Annotated in this window: 13 protein-coding genes; all 13 read right to left on the reverse strand. The window is 67.4% G+C overall.

The genetic code is table 11. From position 1 onward, the window contains the following. Window positions 1-13: 13 nt before the first annotated feature. Genes C5P05_RS07135 through C5P05_RS07195 form a run of 13 tightly spaced genes read right to left on the reverse strand, consistent with a single transcriptional unit; the run spans window position 14 to window position 14,552 of the window. Window positions 14-1,531 carry an AMP-binding protein gene (locus C5P05_RS07135; RefSeq protein WP_114969163.1) on the reverse strand — a complete coding sequence of 506 codons (1,518 nt, stop codon included), beginning with the start codon at window positions 1,529-1,531 and terminating at the stop codon, window positions 14-16. 14 nt (window positions 1,532-1,545) lie between these two features. After that, the gene (locus C5P05_RS07140) at window positions 1,546-2,412 is read right to left on the reverse strand and encodes an alpha/beta fold hydrolase (RefSeq protein WP_114969164.1); all 867 of its coding nucleotides are present in this window, start codon (window positions 2,410-2,412) and stop codon (window positions 1,546-1,548) included. Continuing rightward, the gene (locus C5P05_RS07145; RefSeq protein WP_114969165.1) at window positions 2,409-3,113 is read right to left on the reverse strand and encodes a transglutaminase-like domain-containing protein; all 705 of its coding nucleotides are present in this window, start codon (window positions 3,111-3,113) and stop codon (window positions 2,409-2,411) included. Before C5P05_RS07145 ends, C5P05_RS07140 begins: the two co-directional genes overlap by 4 nt. A gap of 1 nt (window position 3,114) precedes the next feature. After that, window positions 3,115-3,996 carry an SDR family oxidoreductase gene (locus C5P05_RS07150; protein WP_114969166.1) on the reverse strand — a complete coding sequence of 294 codons (882 nt, stop codon included), beginning with the start codon at window positions 3,994-3,996 and terminating at the stop codon, window positions 3,115-3,117. A gap of 24 nt (window positions 3,997-4,020) precedes the next feature. Then, window positions 4,021-4,455 (reverse strand): PaaI family thioesterase, encoded by a 435-nt coding sequence (locus tag C5P05_RS07155; protein WP_114969167.1) that lies wholly within the window; start codon window positions 4,453-4,455, stop codon window positions 4,021-4,023. Next, window positions 4,452-4,928 (reverse strand): PaaI family thioesterase, encoded by a 477-nt coding sequence (locus C5P05_RS07160; RefSeq protein WP_114969168.1) that lies wholly within the window; start codon window positions 4,926-4,928, stop codon window positions 4,452-4,454. The genes C5P05_RS07155 and C5P05_RS07160 overlap by 4 nt, the downstream gene beginning before the upstream one ends. Before the next feature lie 11 nt (window positions 4,929-4,939). Next, window positions 4,940-5,986: an MBL fold metallo-hydrolase gene (locus tag C5P05_RS07165; RefSeq protein WP_114969169.1), complete on the reverse strand. Its 1,047-nt coding sequence runs from the start codon at window positions 5,984-5,986 to the stop codon at window positions 4,940-4,942. Between the two features lie 2 nt (window positions 5,987-5,988). Next, window positions 5,989-7,134: an acyl-CoA dehydrogenase family protein gene (locus C5P05_RS07170; protein ID WP_114969170.1), complete on the reverse strand. Its 1,146-nt coding sequence runs from the start codon at window positions 7,132-7,134 to the stop codon at window positions 5,989-5,991. Then, window positions 7,131-9,152, reverse strand: a complete 2,022-nt coding sequence (locus C5P05_RS07175; RefSeq protein ID WP_114969171.1) for a biotin carboxylase N-terminal domain-containing protein — start codon at window positions 9,150-9,152, stop codon at window positions 7,131-7,133. The genes C5P05_RS07170 and C5P05_RS07175 overlap by 4 nt, the downstream gene beginning before the upstream one ends. A 17-nt stretch (window positions 9,153-9,169) precedes the next feature. Further along, a complete protein-coding gene (locus tag C5P05_RS07180) occupies window positions 9,170-9,964 on the reverse strand; it encodes a crotonase/enoyl-CoA hydratase family protein (protein WP_114969172.1) in 795 nt (264 codons plus the stop codon). A 17-nt stretch (window positions 9,965-9,981) separates the two neighbouring features. Continuing rightward, complete coding sequence (locus C5P05_RS07185; RefSeq protein WP_114969227.1) at window positions 9,982-11,577, reverse strand: acyl-CoA carboxylase subunit beta; 1,596 nt, start codon at window positions 11,575-11,577, stop codon at window positions 9,982-9,984. Between the two features lie 5 nt (window positions 11,578-11,582). Continuing rightward, window positions 11,583-12,536, reverse strand: a complete 954-nt coding sequence (locus C5P05_RS07190; protein ID WP_114969173.1) for a hydroxymethylglutaryl-CoA lyase — start codon at window positions 12,534-12,536, stop codon at window positions 11,583-11,585. Window positions 12,537-12,554: 18 nt separating this feature from the next. Continuing rightward, window positions 12,555-14,552 (reverse strand): acetyl/propionyl/methylcrotonyl-CoA carboxylase subunit alpha, encoded by a 1,998-nt coding sequence (locus C5P05_RS07195; RefSeq protein WP_114969174.1) that lies wholly within the window; start codon window positions 14,550-14,552, stop codon window positions 12,555-12,557. Between the last annotated feature and the right edge of the window lie 5 nt (window positions 14,553-14,557).

Raw genomic sequence — 14,557 nt, forward strand, 5'->3', positions numbered from 1 at the left:
GCTGCGAGCCGCGTCAAGCCCGGCCGTGCCCGGCCTTGACGGCCTCACGGTCCATCAGGCCAGCCGCGGTTCGGGGCAACGACTGCACGAACACCACGTGCTTGGGTTTTTTGTAGCGCGCGATGCGAGCGCCCACAAACTCGATCAATTCTTCCGCACTCAGCGTGTGCCCCGCCTTCAGCACGCAGACGGCCTTGACCGCCTCGCCCCACTGAACGTCGGGCACCCCGATGACCACCGCCTGCGCCAGCGCCGGATGCTCCAGCAGGGCCCGCTCGACTTCAGCCGGATAGACGTTTTCGCCGCCCGGCTTGATCAATTCCTTGGCCGGCGAACGGCCGCTGTACCAGAGGTAGCCCTCGGCGTCGATGCGCCCCATGTCGCCGGTGTGGTGCCAGCCGTTGCGCAAGGTGAAGGCGTTGTCTGCATCGCAGCGCCAGTAGCCCTGGAACACCATCGGCCCGCGCACCACGATCTCGCCGGTGGCGCCCACGGGCAGCGGGCGGTCCAGCTCGCCGACCACCGCGACCGTGTTCAGCGCGGTGGGACGCCCGGCGCTGCCGGGGCGCTCGTCAAAGGGTGCCAGACTGATCGAACCCGAAGTTTCGGTCTGGCCGTAGGCACTCCAGAAAGTCGCCTGGGGACAGCTTGTGCGCAGGCGCGCGATGGTTTCGGGCACGTCGATTCCCGACACCACGCGCAAGTGGTCCAGCGCCGAACCCTGGGCCACGGCCGCGTCCAGCAATGCGCCCAGCATCGGCGGAAAAGTGCCGATCAGGCTGCCGCCGTCCTCGTCGATGTGCTTGACCAGGCTGGGCGGATCGAAACGTGTCAACAGCAGCGTCGCCCCGCCCGCCTGCTGCGTGGCCAGCAGGAAGCCGATGGCGGCCACGTGAAACAGCGGCAAAACGCCCAGGTTGATGTCCGCCGGCGTGAGACGCCAGGCCAGTTGCGTCTGCAGGCTGGCAGCGATCAGGTTGCGGTGCGAGAGCAATGCGCCGCGCGGCCGTCCGCCCACGGCGGCGGTGTGGATGATGACAAGCCCCTCATCGTCATTCAGATCGGCGGGCGACACGGTGCGATCGAGATACAGGGCGCTGACCGGCTGCCACGGCGCCTGCGCCGCGCCCGGCGCCGTCCCCAGCGTGTAGCGCTGCATGCCGTCCAGCCCGTGCTGCGGCAACAGCGCCTTGAATTCATCGGCCACGATCAATACCCGGGGGGCCACGTCCTCGATGACGTAGGCGACCTCCTCGGCCGACAGCCGCCAGTTGATCGGCACCACGATCGCGCCCAGATGGGCGGCGGCACCGAACAGGTCGACATACTCCAGGCCGTTTTGGGCCAGGATCGCCAGCCGGTCGCCCCGGCCCACGCCCGCAGCGGCCAGACCGGCGGCCAGGCGCGCCGTGCGTTCGGCGTACTGGGCATGCGTGACCCGCTGATCGCCGAACACCAGGGCGGTGTTCGAGCCGTGCAGCCCGGCGTTGCGATTGATGAGATCGTGCAAGGTGAAAGATCGCAAACTCATTGAATGCTCCTGGTTCAGATTCCGCTCGCCGGGGACTGTGCCGGCGGCATCACTTCATGCAGAAAGGTCGCGACGCTGGCGACAAAGGCATCGTTGGCATCACCGGCAATCATGTGGCCGGCGCCCTTGAGGTCGACAAAGCGCGCACGCGGCAGGGTTTGCACCAGGGCGCGCGCATCTTCTTCGCTGATGACGTCGCTGCGCTGGCCGCGCAGCAGCAAGGTAGGCGCCTGCAGACCGCGCAAGGCGCGCTCGTAGCCGTCGGCGTCGCGCCGGTGGTTGTGGTTGGCCTCGCTCATCATGAGCGGGTCCCAATGCCAGTTCCAGCGGCCTTGCGCGTTGAGGCGCAGGTTTTTCTTCAGGCCCTCGACCGGGCCTTCCATCGGCCGGCCCCGGTAGGCGGCGATATGCTGGGCGGCCTCTTCGAGCGACGCAAAACCGTCGGGCCGCGCCCGCATGAAACTCACGATGCGCTCGACTCCGGCTTGTTCCATGCGCGGCGCAACGTCCACCAGCACCAGCGCGCTGATCGGCGGCGCATGGGGGCGTCCGATCGCCGCCATGCTGGTCAAGCCGCCCAGGGAGGCGCCAACCACCGCCAGCGGCGTGCCCAGTTCACGCCAGATGCAGCACATGGTGTCGGCCAGCGTCTCGATGCAGTAATCGCCATCCTTAGCCCAGGCGCTGTCGCCGTGACCGGGCAAGTCCAGCGCCACGGTATACCAGCCGGCATCACCCAGCACCTGCCCCGCCTTGCCCCAGGCATGGCGCGTTTGCCCGCCGCCATGCAGCAGCAGCACCGTGGGCGCACCGACCGGGCCATAGACGTCGGCCACCAGGGGGCCACCAGCGAAACCGGAAAATTCCCGGCGCGCCGTCATGATGGCTTGCCCACCTCTTGCGCGAAGTCAGCCCCGCCGTCGGCCGCGACCTGACCCCAGTCGGCGAAGGTTTTGTAATGCACGCGCCACGAGGCCAGCAGTTCATCGCGCGGCAAGTCGGCGTAGGTGCCGTGGTCGTGCACGTACTCCATGTGCCGGCGGCCACTGACATCGAATTCATGAAAGACCGAATCGGCGCTGCCGTCGAACTCCAGCGGATGGATGCCCGCCTTCTCGCACAGGGAGCGGTTGAAAGCGGGCGTGGCCTTGAGCCACTGGCCGTCCACCCACAACTCGGTGTAGCCGTGAAAAACAAACAGATCGGTGCCCATCATCTCGTACAAGCGCGGGCTGGTCAGGTGGTTGCGCACGTCGGAATAGCCCAGCCGCGCCGGCACGCCCAGGGCGCGGGCCGCCGCCGCCAGCAGTGCCGCCTTGGGCACGCAAAAGCCGCGGCCGGCCTCAATCACGTGGCTGGCCTTGAGGCCTTCGACCGAGGTGTCGAAGTGATAAGGATCGTAAAGAAACTCGTCACGCACGGCGTAATAGAGCTTGACCGCGATCTCGCGCGGCGTCATCGAGGGGTCGGCCACCCGGCGCGCGAACGCCACCACCGCCGGGTGCCCGCTGTCCACGTAGCGGCCGGGCGCGAGGTAGCTCGACAGGTCGTTCGAATCGGTGCTTGGCATGGGCGTGTTCATGTCATTCATCCTGGACACTCAGGCATTTCGGCGCCTGCGACAGCGCAAAGCCATTGAAGGGTTTGGAGCGATCATGGGCCTCCAATTTCCAGGTGGGTCGGGCATTGGGCACGCCGCCATCGACCCGAATGCACGAGCCGGTGATGAAGGCCGCCGCCTCACACAGCAAAAACACAATCGCTGCCGACACCTCGGACTCGGTGCCGTGGCGCTGCAGCGGCACCTTGGTCTTCAGGCTGCGCAGTTCGGCCTGCATCTCGGGGCTGTAGGTGTCAAAGCCGCTGCTGGCGATCCAGCCCGGCGCCACGGCATTGACGCGCACACCGGCGCAGGCCCATTCGCAGGCCGCCGTCTCGGTGAACGACAGCATGCCGGCACGCGCCGCGCCGCTGTGCGCCATGGTCGGCATGCCGCCCCAGATGTCGGCGATGATGTTGACGATGGCGCCGCCATTCGAGGCCATGGACTGGTTGAAGGCTTCGCGCGCCACCAGAAAACCACCAGTGAGGTTGCTGCGTACCACCGCCTCCCAGCCCTTCAGGCTGATGTCCTTGACCGGCTGCGGATACTGGCCGCCAGCGTTATTGACCAGACCGTCGATCTTGCCGTGGCGGGCGATCACGTCGGCGATCATGGCCTTGACGCCCGGCTCATCGCGGATGTCGCAGGCATGGATGCTGGCCTGGCCGCCGGCCTGCGTGATTTCAGCCTGCACCGCTTCCAGCTTCTCGATACGACGACCGACCAGCGCCACACTGGCGCCGAGGTTGGCCAACTCGTGCGCGGTGCAGCGGCCAATGCCGCTGCCGCCGCCGGTGACGATCACCGTCTGACCGGCAAACAGGCCGGGGCGAAACACGGATTGATAAACAGATTGGCTCATGGGTTTGTCTCCTTCGTAATGGGTTCATGCACTGAGCATGAAATTGCAATGGCCAAGCGCGATCGGCTTGTCGGGACTGGACTGCCAGGCCTCGATGCGCAGGTTGACTACGCGCCGCCCCTGCTTGACCATCACCACGTTGGCATAGGTATCGCGCGGCAAGCCGGTGCGCAGGTAGTCGATGTTGAAATCGATCGTCTTGGGCAGGCTCTGGGTTTCCATCTGCAAAAGCAGATAAAACAGGCCAGCACACTCCAGAAAGCCGCCGGTCGCACCGCCATGCAGGGCGGGCAGGACCGGATTGCCGATCAGCTTCTGCTCAAACGGCAGGATGCAGGTGAACGCGTCACCTTTGACATCGATGCGCAGATTCAGGAAGCGTGCGAACGGGATGGTCTGCACCAGCGCGCTCCAGTCGTTGGAGGCCCGGCAGCGGCTCACGATATCGGAATAATTCATCGTGGAACCTCCTCATTGCTGATCACCGGTCGTCCCTCGGTGAACATGTAGATGCCCACGGCGGTGGCGATGGGATCATCCGGTGACTCGTGATAGGCGCAGCCTCGCACAAAAGCCAGCTCCGGGGTCAGCTTGTAGCAAACAGCCCCGCCCAAGACTGCACGCCCGGGCGTGGCAGGCTTGAGGTAGTCAATGCGCAGGTCCAGCGTGGCCATCGGCCGGAACTCCGGCAGCTTGACAAAAATCGCGAATCCGAATGCGGCGTCGAGCAGCGCAGTGATCACGCCGCCATGCAAGACCCGGGTCTGCGGATCGCCCACCAGCGCGTCCTGGTACTCGACTTTGAGCACGCACCAGTCAGGGCGCACCACGTGTGGCAGCAAGCCCAGCTCGCGGTTATAGGGCGACACGTGGGCAAATTTTTGCCATCGCCTGGCGATTTCTTCTTCGTTGAGGGGAGGTATTTCCGTCATTTTTCTATTTTTCAGGACAAGGTGAGACTGGGCTCGACGCCGGCCGCCGGCACTGCGGTCCAGCACGTCACGCCCGTCGTTTCTTCGCGTTGTACATAGGCGGCACGCTCCAGCCACAGCAGGTGCGCCAGCGTCTCGCCCATGGCCAGGTAAGCATGCAAGGGGTCGCTCTGCGCGCCATAGACCGCGTAGCCAAGTTCGGTGGCGTTCATGCTCTGCGCGCCCAGGCGCGCCATGAACTTGCGCAGCGCTTTTTGATGGTGCGCCACCAGTCCGTGCGCGCGCTTGACCCCGGCATGGTAGACGTCGTGGTGGGCCGGCAGCACGTGCTCGATCTCCAGCGCGGCAATGGTGCGCAGGCTGTCCAGATAGCGCGGCAGCGGATCGGTTTCGCCATAGGGCCAGACGCCGATGTTGGGCGTGATGCGTTCGAGCAACTGGTCGCCCGTGAGCAGCAGCTTCAACTTGGGCTCATACAGGCAAATCTGTGCAATGCTGTGACCGCCCAGCACCAGCACCTCGAACACATGCTCGCCGATGCGCAGCGTCTGGCCGGCTTCGAGCGGCTCGACGCGCGCCGGCACGGCGCAGGCCATGTTGCTTTGCAATACGCCGCCCACCACATAGCGGGCCTCCGCGACGGACAGTCCATGGCGGCACATGAGATCGACGCAGTAGGCACGGTCAGCGTCGCTGCTCACATGCGTCTGCCGCGCCACCGCCAACTCTTCCTCGCGCATCAGGATGGTCGCGCCGGTGCGCTCGTGCAGCCACACGGCCAGCCCGAGGTGGTCGGGGTGGTGGTGCGACACGATGATGCGCGTCAGGCCGGCCGCTAGTGGCCCCTCCAGGGCGCGCAGCCACAGAGCCCGCGCGGCTTCGCAGTCGGCGCCGGTGTCGAACAGGCACCAGCCCGCCCCATCGCGGATCAGGTAGATGTTGACGTGGTCAATGCCGTAGTCCACCGGCAGCGTGAACATCAGGATGCCGGGCAGGACTTCGCGCAGCGGCAGCTCGACCGGCCCGTCGATGAGCGGGGTGGAAGGCGCGGTGCTCATGCTCACAGGCGTTTGGCCACTTCTTCGAGCATGACCTCGGTGGCGCCGCCGCCGATGGCCTGGACGCGGGCGTCGCGCACCATGCGCTCAATGGCCGCTTCGCGCATGTAGCCAAAGCCGCCGTGGAACTGCTGGCAGTCGTACACCACGTCGTTGACCAGCTCGCCGCACAGCGCCTTGACCATGGACACTTCCTTCACGCACTCGCGCCCCTGCGCGTCGAGCCAGGCCGCGTGGTACACCAGCTGACGCGCCGCCGCCACCTGCGAGGCCCGCATGGCCAGGCGCTGGCGAATCGCCTGCTTGTCCCACAGCGTGGCGCCGAAAGCCTTGCGCTCACGCACATAGTCCAGCGTCAGCTCGATCGCGCGCGCGGCCTCGCCCATGGTTTGGGCACCCAGCACCATGCGCTCGTTCTGGAAGTTGCGCATGATCTGGTAGAAGCCCTTGTTCTCTTCGCCCAGCAGGTTGGCCGCCGGAATGCGGCAGTTCTCGAACACCAGCTCGGCGGTGTCGCTGCACAGCCAGCCGCTCTTGTTGAGCGCGCGCCCGACACGGAAACCCGGCGTGTCCTTCTCGACGATGAAGATCGAAATGCCGCGCGAGCCCTTGGCCGTCGGGTCGGTCTTGGCGGCCACGAAGTACACGTCGCCATGCACGCCGTTGGTGATGAATATCTTGCTGCCGTTGATGACCCACTCGTCACCCTCGCGCACGGCGCGGGTACGGATGCCGGCGACGTCGGAGCCGGCATCGGGCTCGGTCACTGCCACGGCGCAGATCTTCTCGCCGCGGATGATGGGCGGCAGGTAGCGCTGCAACTGTTCCGGTGTACCGAAATTGGCCAGGTGCGGCGAGGCCATGTCGGTGTGCACCATCACCGTCACGGCGAAGCCGCCAAAGGTGGAGCGGCCGAGTTCTTCGGCCAGGATGGCGCTGTACACGGTGTCGAGCTTCGAGCCGCCGTACTGCTCGTCGTAGCGGATGCCCAGATAGCCCAGCTCACCCATTTTGCGCAGCACCGCGCGCGGCACCATGCCCTGATCTTCCCAGGGCGCGGCCTGCGGCACCACTTCCTGCTCGACGAAGCGGCGCAGGTTGTCCCGGAACTGCCGGTGTTGCTCGTCAAAATAAATCGGGTCGTTCATTGTTTTTCCTCGGTTTCCATTGCTTCCATCACTACCAATACATCGCCACCGCGCACCGCGTCGCCGACGCGGCAGCGCAACTCGGCCACCCGTCCCGGCGCGGCAGCGCTCAGCGTGTGCACCATTTTCATGGCTTCCATCTGCACCAGGATGTCGCCCGCGTTCACCGCCATGCCCACGCTGACCTGCACCTGCGTCACCAGGCCGGGCATGGGCGCGAGCAGACGGTTGCCGCCCCGCTCATCGGCGCCCGCCGCGCCCTTGAGCGCGCGCTGCCAGCGGTCAAGCCGGCGCCAGGCCCAGGTGCCGCCCGGGCCGGCCAGCCACAGCTGCTCGCCCTGCGTGGCGTGCTGTGCCGCCGCCACCGTGAAACGAACCGTCAGGCCATCGCGCTGCAACGCCAGGGTGTCGCCGCTCAGCGTCGCCGCCAGGCTCAGGTCATGCTCGCCAACGCGCACGCACCAGCCCTCGCCCTGCGGCGAGACGCTGACTTCGTGCACGCGGCGCTGCCCGTCTTCGAGCAGCACCGGGGTGCTGGCCGCACCGGGCACCCGCCAGGCCCCAAGCGACTGCCAGGCCCCAGGCGACTTCTGCCCGGCCGCCGCCTGCGTGGCCAGCACGCCATGCAAGGCGGCAGCGGCCATGGCCAGCCCATCGTCGGCGCGCGGCTGCCAGCCGGCGGGAAAGGCGCGTTCGATGTAGTGCGTGCTGAGTACTTGCGCGAAGTGCTCGTGGCGCAGCAGATCGGCCAGAAAGCCGAGGTTGCTGTGCACGCCGAGCAGCACCGTGTCGTCCAATGCCGTGGCGAGCCGCCGTGCGGCGGTCGGCCGGTCGTCGGCATGGGCAATCACCTTGGCCAGCATGGAGTCGTAATACGGCGAGACCTGGCTGCCGACACGCACGCCGCTGTCGACCCGCACACCCTCGCCGCGCGGCTCGCGGTAGCCGATCAGGGTGCCTATCTCGGGCGCGAAACCGGCCGCCGGGTTCTCCGCGCAAACGCGCGCCTCGATCGCGCAGCCGCGCTGCGACAGGTCGGCCTGGCCAAAGCCGAGCACCTCACCAGCGGCCACCCGCAGTTGCCATTCGACCAGGTCGATGCCGACCGTCAGCTCGGTCACCGGGTGTTCGACCTGCAAGCGGGTGTTCATCTCCAGGAAGAAGGTGTCGCCGCTGCGGCTGTCGTGAATGAACTCGATGGTGCCGGTGCTGTCGTAGCCGATGGCGCGCCCCATCGTCAGCGCGTGCGCGAACAGGGCCTCGCGCACGGCCGGCGGCAGGTGCGGCGCGGGCGCTTCCTCGATCACTTTCTGGTGGTTGCGCTGGATCGAGCATTCGCGCTCGAACAAATGCACCAGGTGCCCGTGCTTGTCGCCCAGCAACTGCACTTCCAGATGGCGCGGCTCGTCCAGGTAGCGCTCCAGCAGCACGCGGTCGTCGCCGAACGAGGCCTGCGCCTCGCGCCGCACGGTGGCCAGTGCGGCCGCGAATTCGCCCGCGCCGCGCACCACGCGCATGCCCTTGCCGCCGCCACCGGCCGAGGCCTTGATCAGCACCGGGTAGCCAATGCCATCGGCCGCCGCCTGCAAGACTCCAGGGTCCTGGTCGTCGGCGTGGTAGCCCGGCACCACCGGCACGCCGGCGTCCAGCGCGATGCGCTTGGATTCGATCTTCGAGCCCATGCGCCGGATCGCGTCACGCGAGGGGCCGACAAAAATAAGACCAGCGGCTTCGCAGGCGTCGATCAGGGCCAGGCTCTCCGACAAAAAGCCGTAGCCCGGATGGATGGCCTGCGCACCGGCGGCGCGCCCCGCAGCGACGATGGCAGCCGCATCAAGGTAGCTGCGCGCGGCCTCCGACGGGCCGATGCGCACGGCCGTGTCACACAGGGCCACATGCAGCGCCTCGCGGTCGGCGTCGGAGTACACCGCCACCGTGCGCAAGCCCATGCGGCGCGCGGTGCGGGCGATGCGGCAGGCGATCTCGCCGCGGTTGGCAATCAGCAGGGTGTTAAACATCAACGGTGCGCTTTCGGTTACTGCCGCCACACCGGTAGCCGTTTGCCGAAGAAGGCGGCGATGCCGTCGCGCCCTTCTTCGGTTTCCCAGGCGTCGGCCAGCTTGTCGGCGGTGTAGATCATGTTGGTCGGCAGGTCGTGCGCCTGCACATAGGCCACCAGCTTCTTGGTGGCGGCCACCGCGCCGGGCGCGCACTGCAGCAGGTCGGCGAGTTCGCGCTCAACGGCGGCGTCGAGCTGGTCGGGCGCCACCACTTCAGAGAGCAGGTTCAGGCGCTGCGCCTCGGTCGCGCTCATGCGGCGCGCCGTCAGGAAGGTGCGCCGTGCGTTGGCTTCGCCCATGCGCGCCACCACGTAGGGCGCGATATTGGCCGGCAACAGGCCCAGGCGCACCTCGGTCAGCGAGTAGATGCCGGTATCGACCGCGATCGTGATGTCGCAGACCGAGATCATGCCGACGCCGCCGCCATAGGCCGGGCCGTTGATGCGGCCAATCACGGGCATGGGCAGCTCGTTCAAGGCGCGCAGCATCCGGGCCAGATCGCCGCTCTCGCTGACGCGCTCGGCCCGGCTCTTTTTCATGTTCTCCTGCATCCAGCCCAGGTCGCCGCCAGCGCAGAAAGTCTTGCCGGTGCCGGTGAGCACCAGGGCGCGCACGCCCTGGGCCTGGCCCAGCCAGTCGGCGGCGCGGCACAGCTCGCTGATCAGGGTGGCGTTGAGCGCGTTGTGGGTGTCAGGACGGTTCAGCGTCAGGCGGGCCACGCCGCGCGCGTCCACTTCAAACAACAAGGTTTCAAATTTGGGAATGTTCATGGTCGGTTCGTCTCTTCTTACATGCGATAGACAGGGGTGGCGGTGTCGGGCAGCGCGCGACGCGCCGCCAGCGCCAGCGCCAGGCCCAGCACGTCGCGCGAGGCCGACGGCGCGATGAGACCGTCGTCCCACAGCCGGGAGGTGGCGTAATAGGGGTCGCTCTGGCGGCCGTACTGGTCGCGCACCTGGCGCTCGATCTCGGCCAGCCGCGCCTCGTCGGCCGGGCCGCGCAGGTTGGAGCGTGCCAGTTCGACCATCACGTTGCTGGCGATGTCGGCGCTCATGGTGGCGACCTTGGCGCTGGGCCAGGCAAACAGGAACTCGGGCTCGAAGCCCCGCCCGCACATGCCGTAGTTGCCGGCGCCGTAAGAGCCGCCGACCACCAGCGTGAGCTTGGGCACACGCGCGCACGACATGGCGTACACCATCTTGGCGCTGTGCTTGGCGATGCCGCCGCGCTCGGCCTCGGTGCCGACCATGAAACCGGGGATGTTCTGCAAAAACAGCAGCGGCACGCCGCGCTGGTTGGCCAGTTCGATGAAATGCGCGCCCTTCAGGGCCGACTCGGCCAGCAGCGCGCCGTTGTTGGCGAGAATGGCCACCGGCTGGCCGTGGATCGCGCCAAAGCCGGTTACCAGCGTCTCGCCCCACAGCGGCTTGAACTCATGGAACTCGCTGCCGTCCACCAACCGCATGATGATTTCGCGCGCGTCGTAGGGCTGTTTGGGGTCGGCCGGCACGACGCCGTCGAGCTCGCGCGGGTCGTAGCGCGGTGGGCTGGGCGGCAACGGCGGCGCCATGGACGGCTCGGGCGGCAGGCTGGCGACGATCTGGCGCAGCATGGCCAGCGCCTGGTGCTCGTCCTCGGCCAGGTGGTCGCTGACACCAGAGACCCGGCTGTGCATTTCGGCGCCGCCCAGGGTTTCGCCGTCGACCACCTCGTTGATCGCGATCTTGACGATGGACGGGCCGCCCAGGTGAATGCGGGCGTTGCCGCGCACCATCACCACTTCGTCGGACAGCGCGGGGATGTAGGCGCCGCCCGCGGTGCAGCCGCCGAACACGGCCGAAAGCTGCGGCAGGCCGGCCTGCGACATGCGGCACTGGCGGTGGAAGCTGTTGCCGAAGTGGTCCTTGTCGGGAAACACGCGGTCCTGCTCCGGCAGGAAGGCGCCGCCGCAGTCCACCAGGTACAGGCAGGGCAGGCGCAGGCGCTGGGCAATTTCCTGCGCGCGCACGTGCTTCTTGACGGTTTCATGGAAGAACGAGCCGCCCTTGACGGTGGCGTCGTTGGCAATGAACATGCAGGGCCGCCCGGCCACCATGCCGACGCCGGTGACGATGCCCGCACCCGGCACTTCGTTGCCATACTGATCCCAGGCTGCCAGCGGCGAGAGTTCCAGGAAGGCGCTGCCGTCATCGACGATGAAGTCGATGCGCTCGCGCACCAGCAGCTTGCCGCGCGCGCGATGACGCTGGATGTGCGCGTCACGCCCGCCGGTGGCCACCCCGGACAGGCGTGTACGCAAGGTCTCGACCTGGGTGCGACCGTGCGCCAGCGCCTGGTGGTAGGCATCGCTGCGGATGTCGATACGGCTTTCAAGTGGTGTCATCTGTGTCATCCTTTCATTGCAGCGAGCGAGCCGCTGTGCATCACATGGCCCGACAGGGTGCGGCCGATAATGCGTTCGGCCAGCCGCGCCGCCTCGATCAGCAGCTCCAGGTCGACCCCGGTTTCAATCCCCAGTTCCTGGCACATGAACACCATGTCTTCGGTGCAGATGTTGCCGGCTGCGCCACCGTGCGTGTGACCCGCGAACGGACAGCCGCCCAGACCGGCCACAGAACTGTCGAACAGCCGCACGCCCATCTGCAAGGCGGCATAGACATTGGCGCCGCCGACGCCACGCGTGTCATGCAGGTGCAAGCCGATGCGCGCATCCGGCACGATCTCGCGCACCGCACCGATGCGACGCTTGATCTCCTCGGGATGGGCCCAGCCCATGGTATCGGCCAGATAAACCGCCGGCAGCGGCACGCCCCGGTCGACGCAGGCGTCGACCAGCCAGCGGACCTGATCGGTGACCATCGACAGTGGCACGGCGCCACCCAGATTGCAGCCAAAGGCCGTAATCACGTAGGCTTTCTCCACCGGTATTCCCAGGGCGGTGTAGCGGTCCAGCCAGCCGAGCTGGCGTTCGCGCATCTCGGCCACGCTGCAATTGTTGTTGCGCTGCGAAAACGGCTCGGTGGTGTAGAACATCAGCTTGCCATCCAGGTCCACCTGTTCGCAGGCGCGCGCGCGCTCAAAGCCGTTGTCGTTGAGCCAGAGCGCCGTGTAACGGGTGCCGGGACGCTTGACGATGGCGGCAAACAGCTCGGCGGTGTCTGCCATCTGCGGCACCGCGCGCGGAGTGACAAAGGACGCCACCTGGATCTGCTTCAGACCCGAGGCCGCCAAAGCGTCAATCAGCGCGGCGCGATCGGCCAGCGGATAAATTTGTTGCTCCATCTGGAAGCCCTCGCGCGGGCCTTCCTCATGGAACTCGACGGAGGTAGGTAAGTTGCTCATTGCTGACTTCTCTTTCCCTCAGGCCGGGCTGACTTCGGCGAGCACTTGGTGGCGCTCGACCATGTCGCCGACCCGACAGCGCAGGCTGCTCAGGCTGCCTTCGAACGGCGCCGTGACGTGCAATTCCATCTTCATCGATTCAAGCACAATCACGGTCTGGCCGAGGGCGACCGTCTCGCCGACCGCGGCCTTGACCGCCACCACCTTGCCCATCATCGGCGCACCCAGTTGCCCGCTGGCGGCTGCGTCTCCGGCGGCGCCGCCCAAGTAAGGCTGCGCCGCGAACACGCTGCTGCCCAGCGCGCTGGCAAGCTCGACCTGCCGCGCATCGCCCCGGATCGTCAGCTCCAGCGCCCGCCCGCCGCATTGCAACAGGGAGCGTCCGGCCGCGAGCGGCTGCAGCGAGGCAATGACCGCCTGCTCGCCGATGACCAGGGTGCAGGCGCCGTGGGCGTCGCGCATCGAAAACCGCACCGGCCACTCGGCCGCACCGGCCTTCAACACTAGGGCCGGCTGGGGCGCGGCCTGGATCGGCCCGCTGCTCAGGCGCCAGCCGGTAAAGTTGTCCCACAGGGTCCAGCAGCCCAGCGCGGGCGACCCGGCACGCTGCTGCGCCAGCCAGTGCAGGGCGGCGGCGGCCAAATGTTCCAGCGAGGGCGCGGCGGGCGCCAGCACGCCGCGCTGCGCATGGCGCTCGTCGATCAGGCGGGTGTGGAATGTGGCATCGCGGGTCTCCGGCCACTCCAGCAGTTCCTGCAGGAATTCCAGGTTGGTGACCAGGCCGATCACGGTGCTCTCGCGCAATCCGGCCAGCAGCGCCCGGCGCGCCGAATCGCGGTCGCTCGCATGTGCGATGAGCTTGGCGATCATCGAGTCGTAGTGCGGCGAGATTTCGTCGCCGCTGTCCACGCCGGATTCGATGCGTACGCCCGCGCGCGAAAAATCGACCACCTGCAGCCGCCCGGTGGCCGGCAAAAAGCCCGCGGCGGCGTCTTCGGCGCACAGCCGGGCCTCGAAGGCGTGGCCGCTGCACCGCACGTCGGCCTGCGTCAGGGGCAAGGTACCGGTGTCGGCAATGCGCAGTTGCAGCTCCACCAAATCGAGGCCGGTGACTTCTTCGGTCACCGGGTGCTCGACCTGCAGGCGCGGATTGACCTCCAGGAAGTAATGATCCTCGCCCGTGACCACGAACTCCACAGTGCCCAGGCCGCGATAGTTCACGCCGGCGGCCAGCTTCACCGCATCGGCCAGGATGGCGGCGCGCAGTTGGGGGCTGAGGCCGCTGGACGGCGCCTCTTCGATCACTTTCTGGTGGCGGCGCTGCAAGGTGCATTCGCGCTCGAACAGGTGGATGGCATGGCCCTGGCCGTCACCGGCCACCTGCACCTCCAGGTGGCGCACCTGCGGCAGGTAGCGCTCGACGATCAGCTCGCCATTGCCGAAGGATTTTTCGGCCTCGCGCATGGCGCTCTCGATGCGCCCTTCCAGCCCGTCCAGCGTGTCGACCACCGCCATGCCGCGGCCGCCGCCGCCGGCCACGGCCTTGAGCAGCACCGGCAGTGTCATGCCGCGCACCAGGCGCAACACCTCAGCCGGGTCGGTCATGCCGCCCTCGCTGCCGGGAATGACCGGCACGCCGAGGCGAGCCGCCTCGCGCTTGGCGCTGGCTTTGCCGCCGACGCGCTCGATGGTGTCGGCCCGGGGGCCGATGAAGGTGAGTCCGGCGGCTTCGAGCGCACGCACGAAGTCCGCGTTCTCCGAAACAAAACCATAGCCCGGATGGACGGCATCGGCGCCGACGCGCCTGGCCGCCGCGATGATGGCCTCGATGTTGAGGTAGCTCTCGCTCGGCGCGGCGCCCCCGAGCTCGACCGATTCACCGATCTCGCGCACATGGCGGGCAAACCGGTCGGCACTGGAATGCACGGTCGCCACTTCCAGGCCGAGCTTGCGACAGGTGCGGGCGATGCGGCAGGCGATCTCGCCGCGGTTGGCAATGAGGACTTTCTTAAGCATGGCGG

Source organism: Rhodoferax ferrireducens (assembly GCF_003347515.1).
GTDB lineage: Bacteria > Pseudomonadota > Gammaproteobacteria > Burkholderiales > Burkholderiaceae_C > Rhodoferax.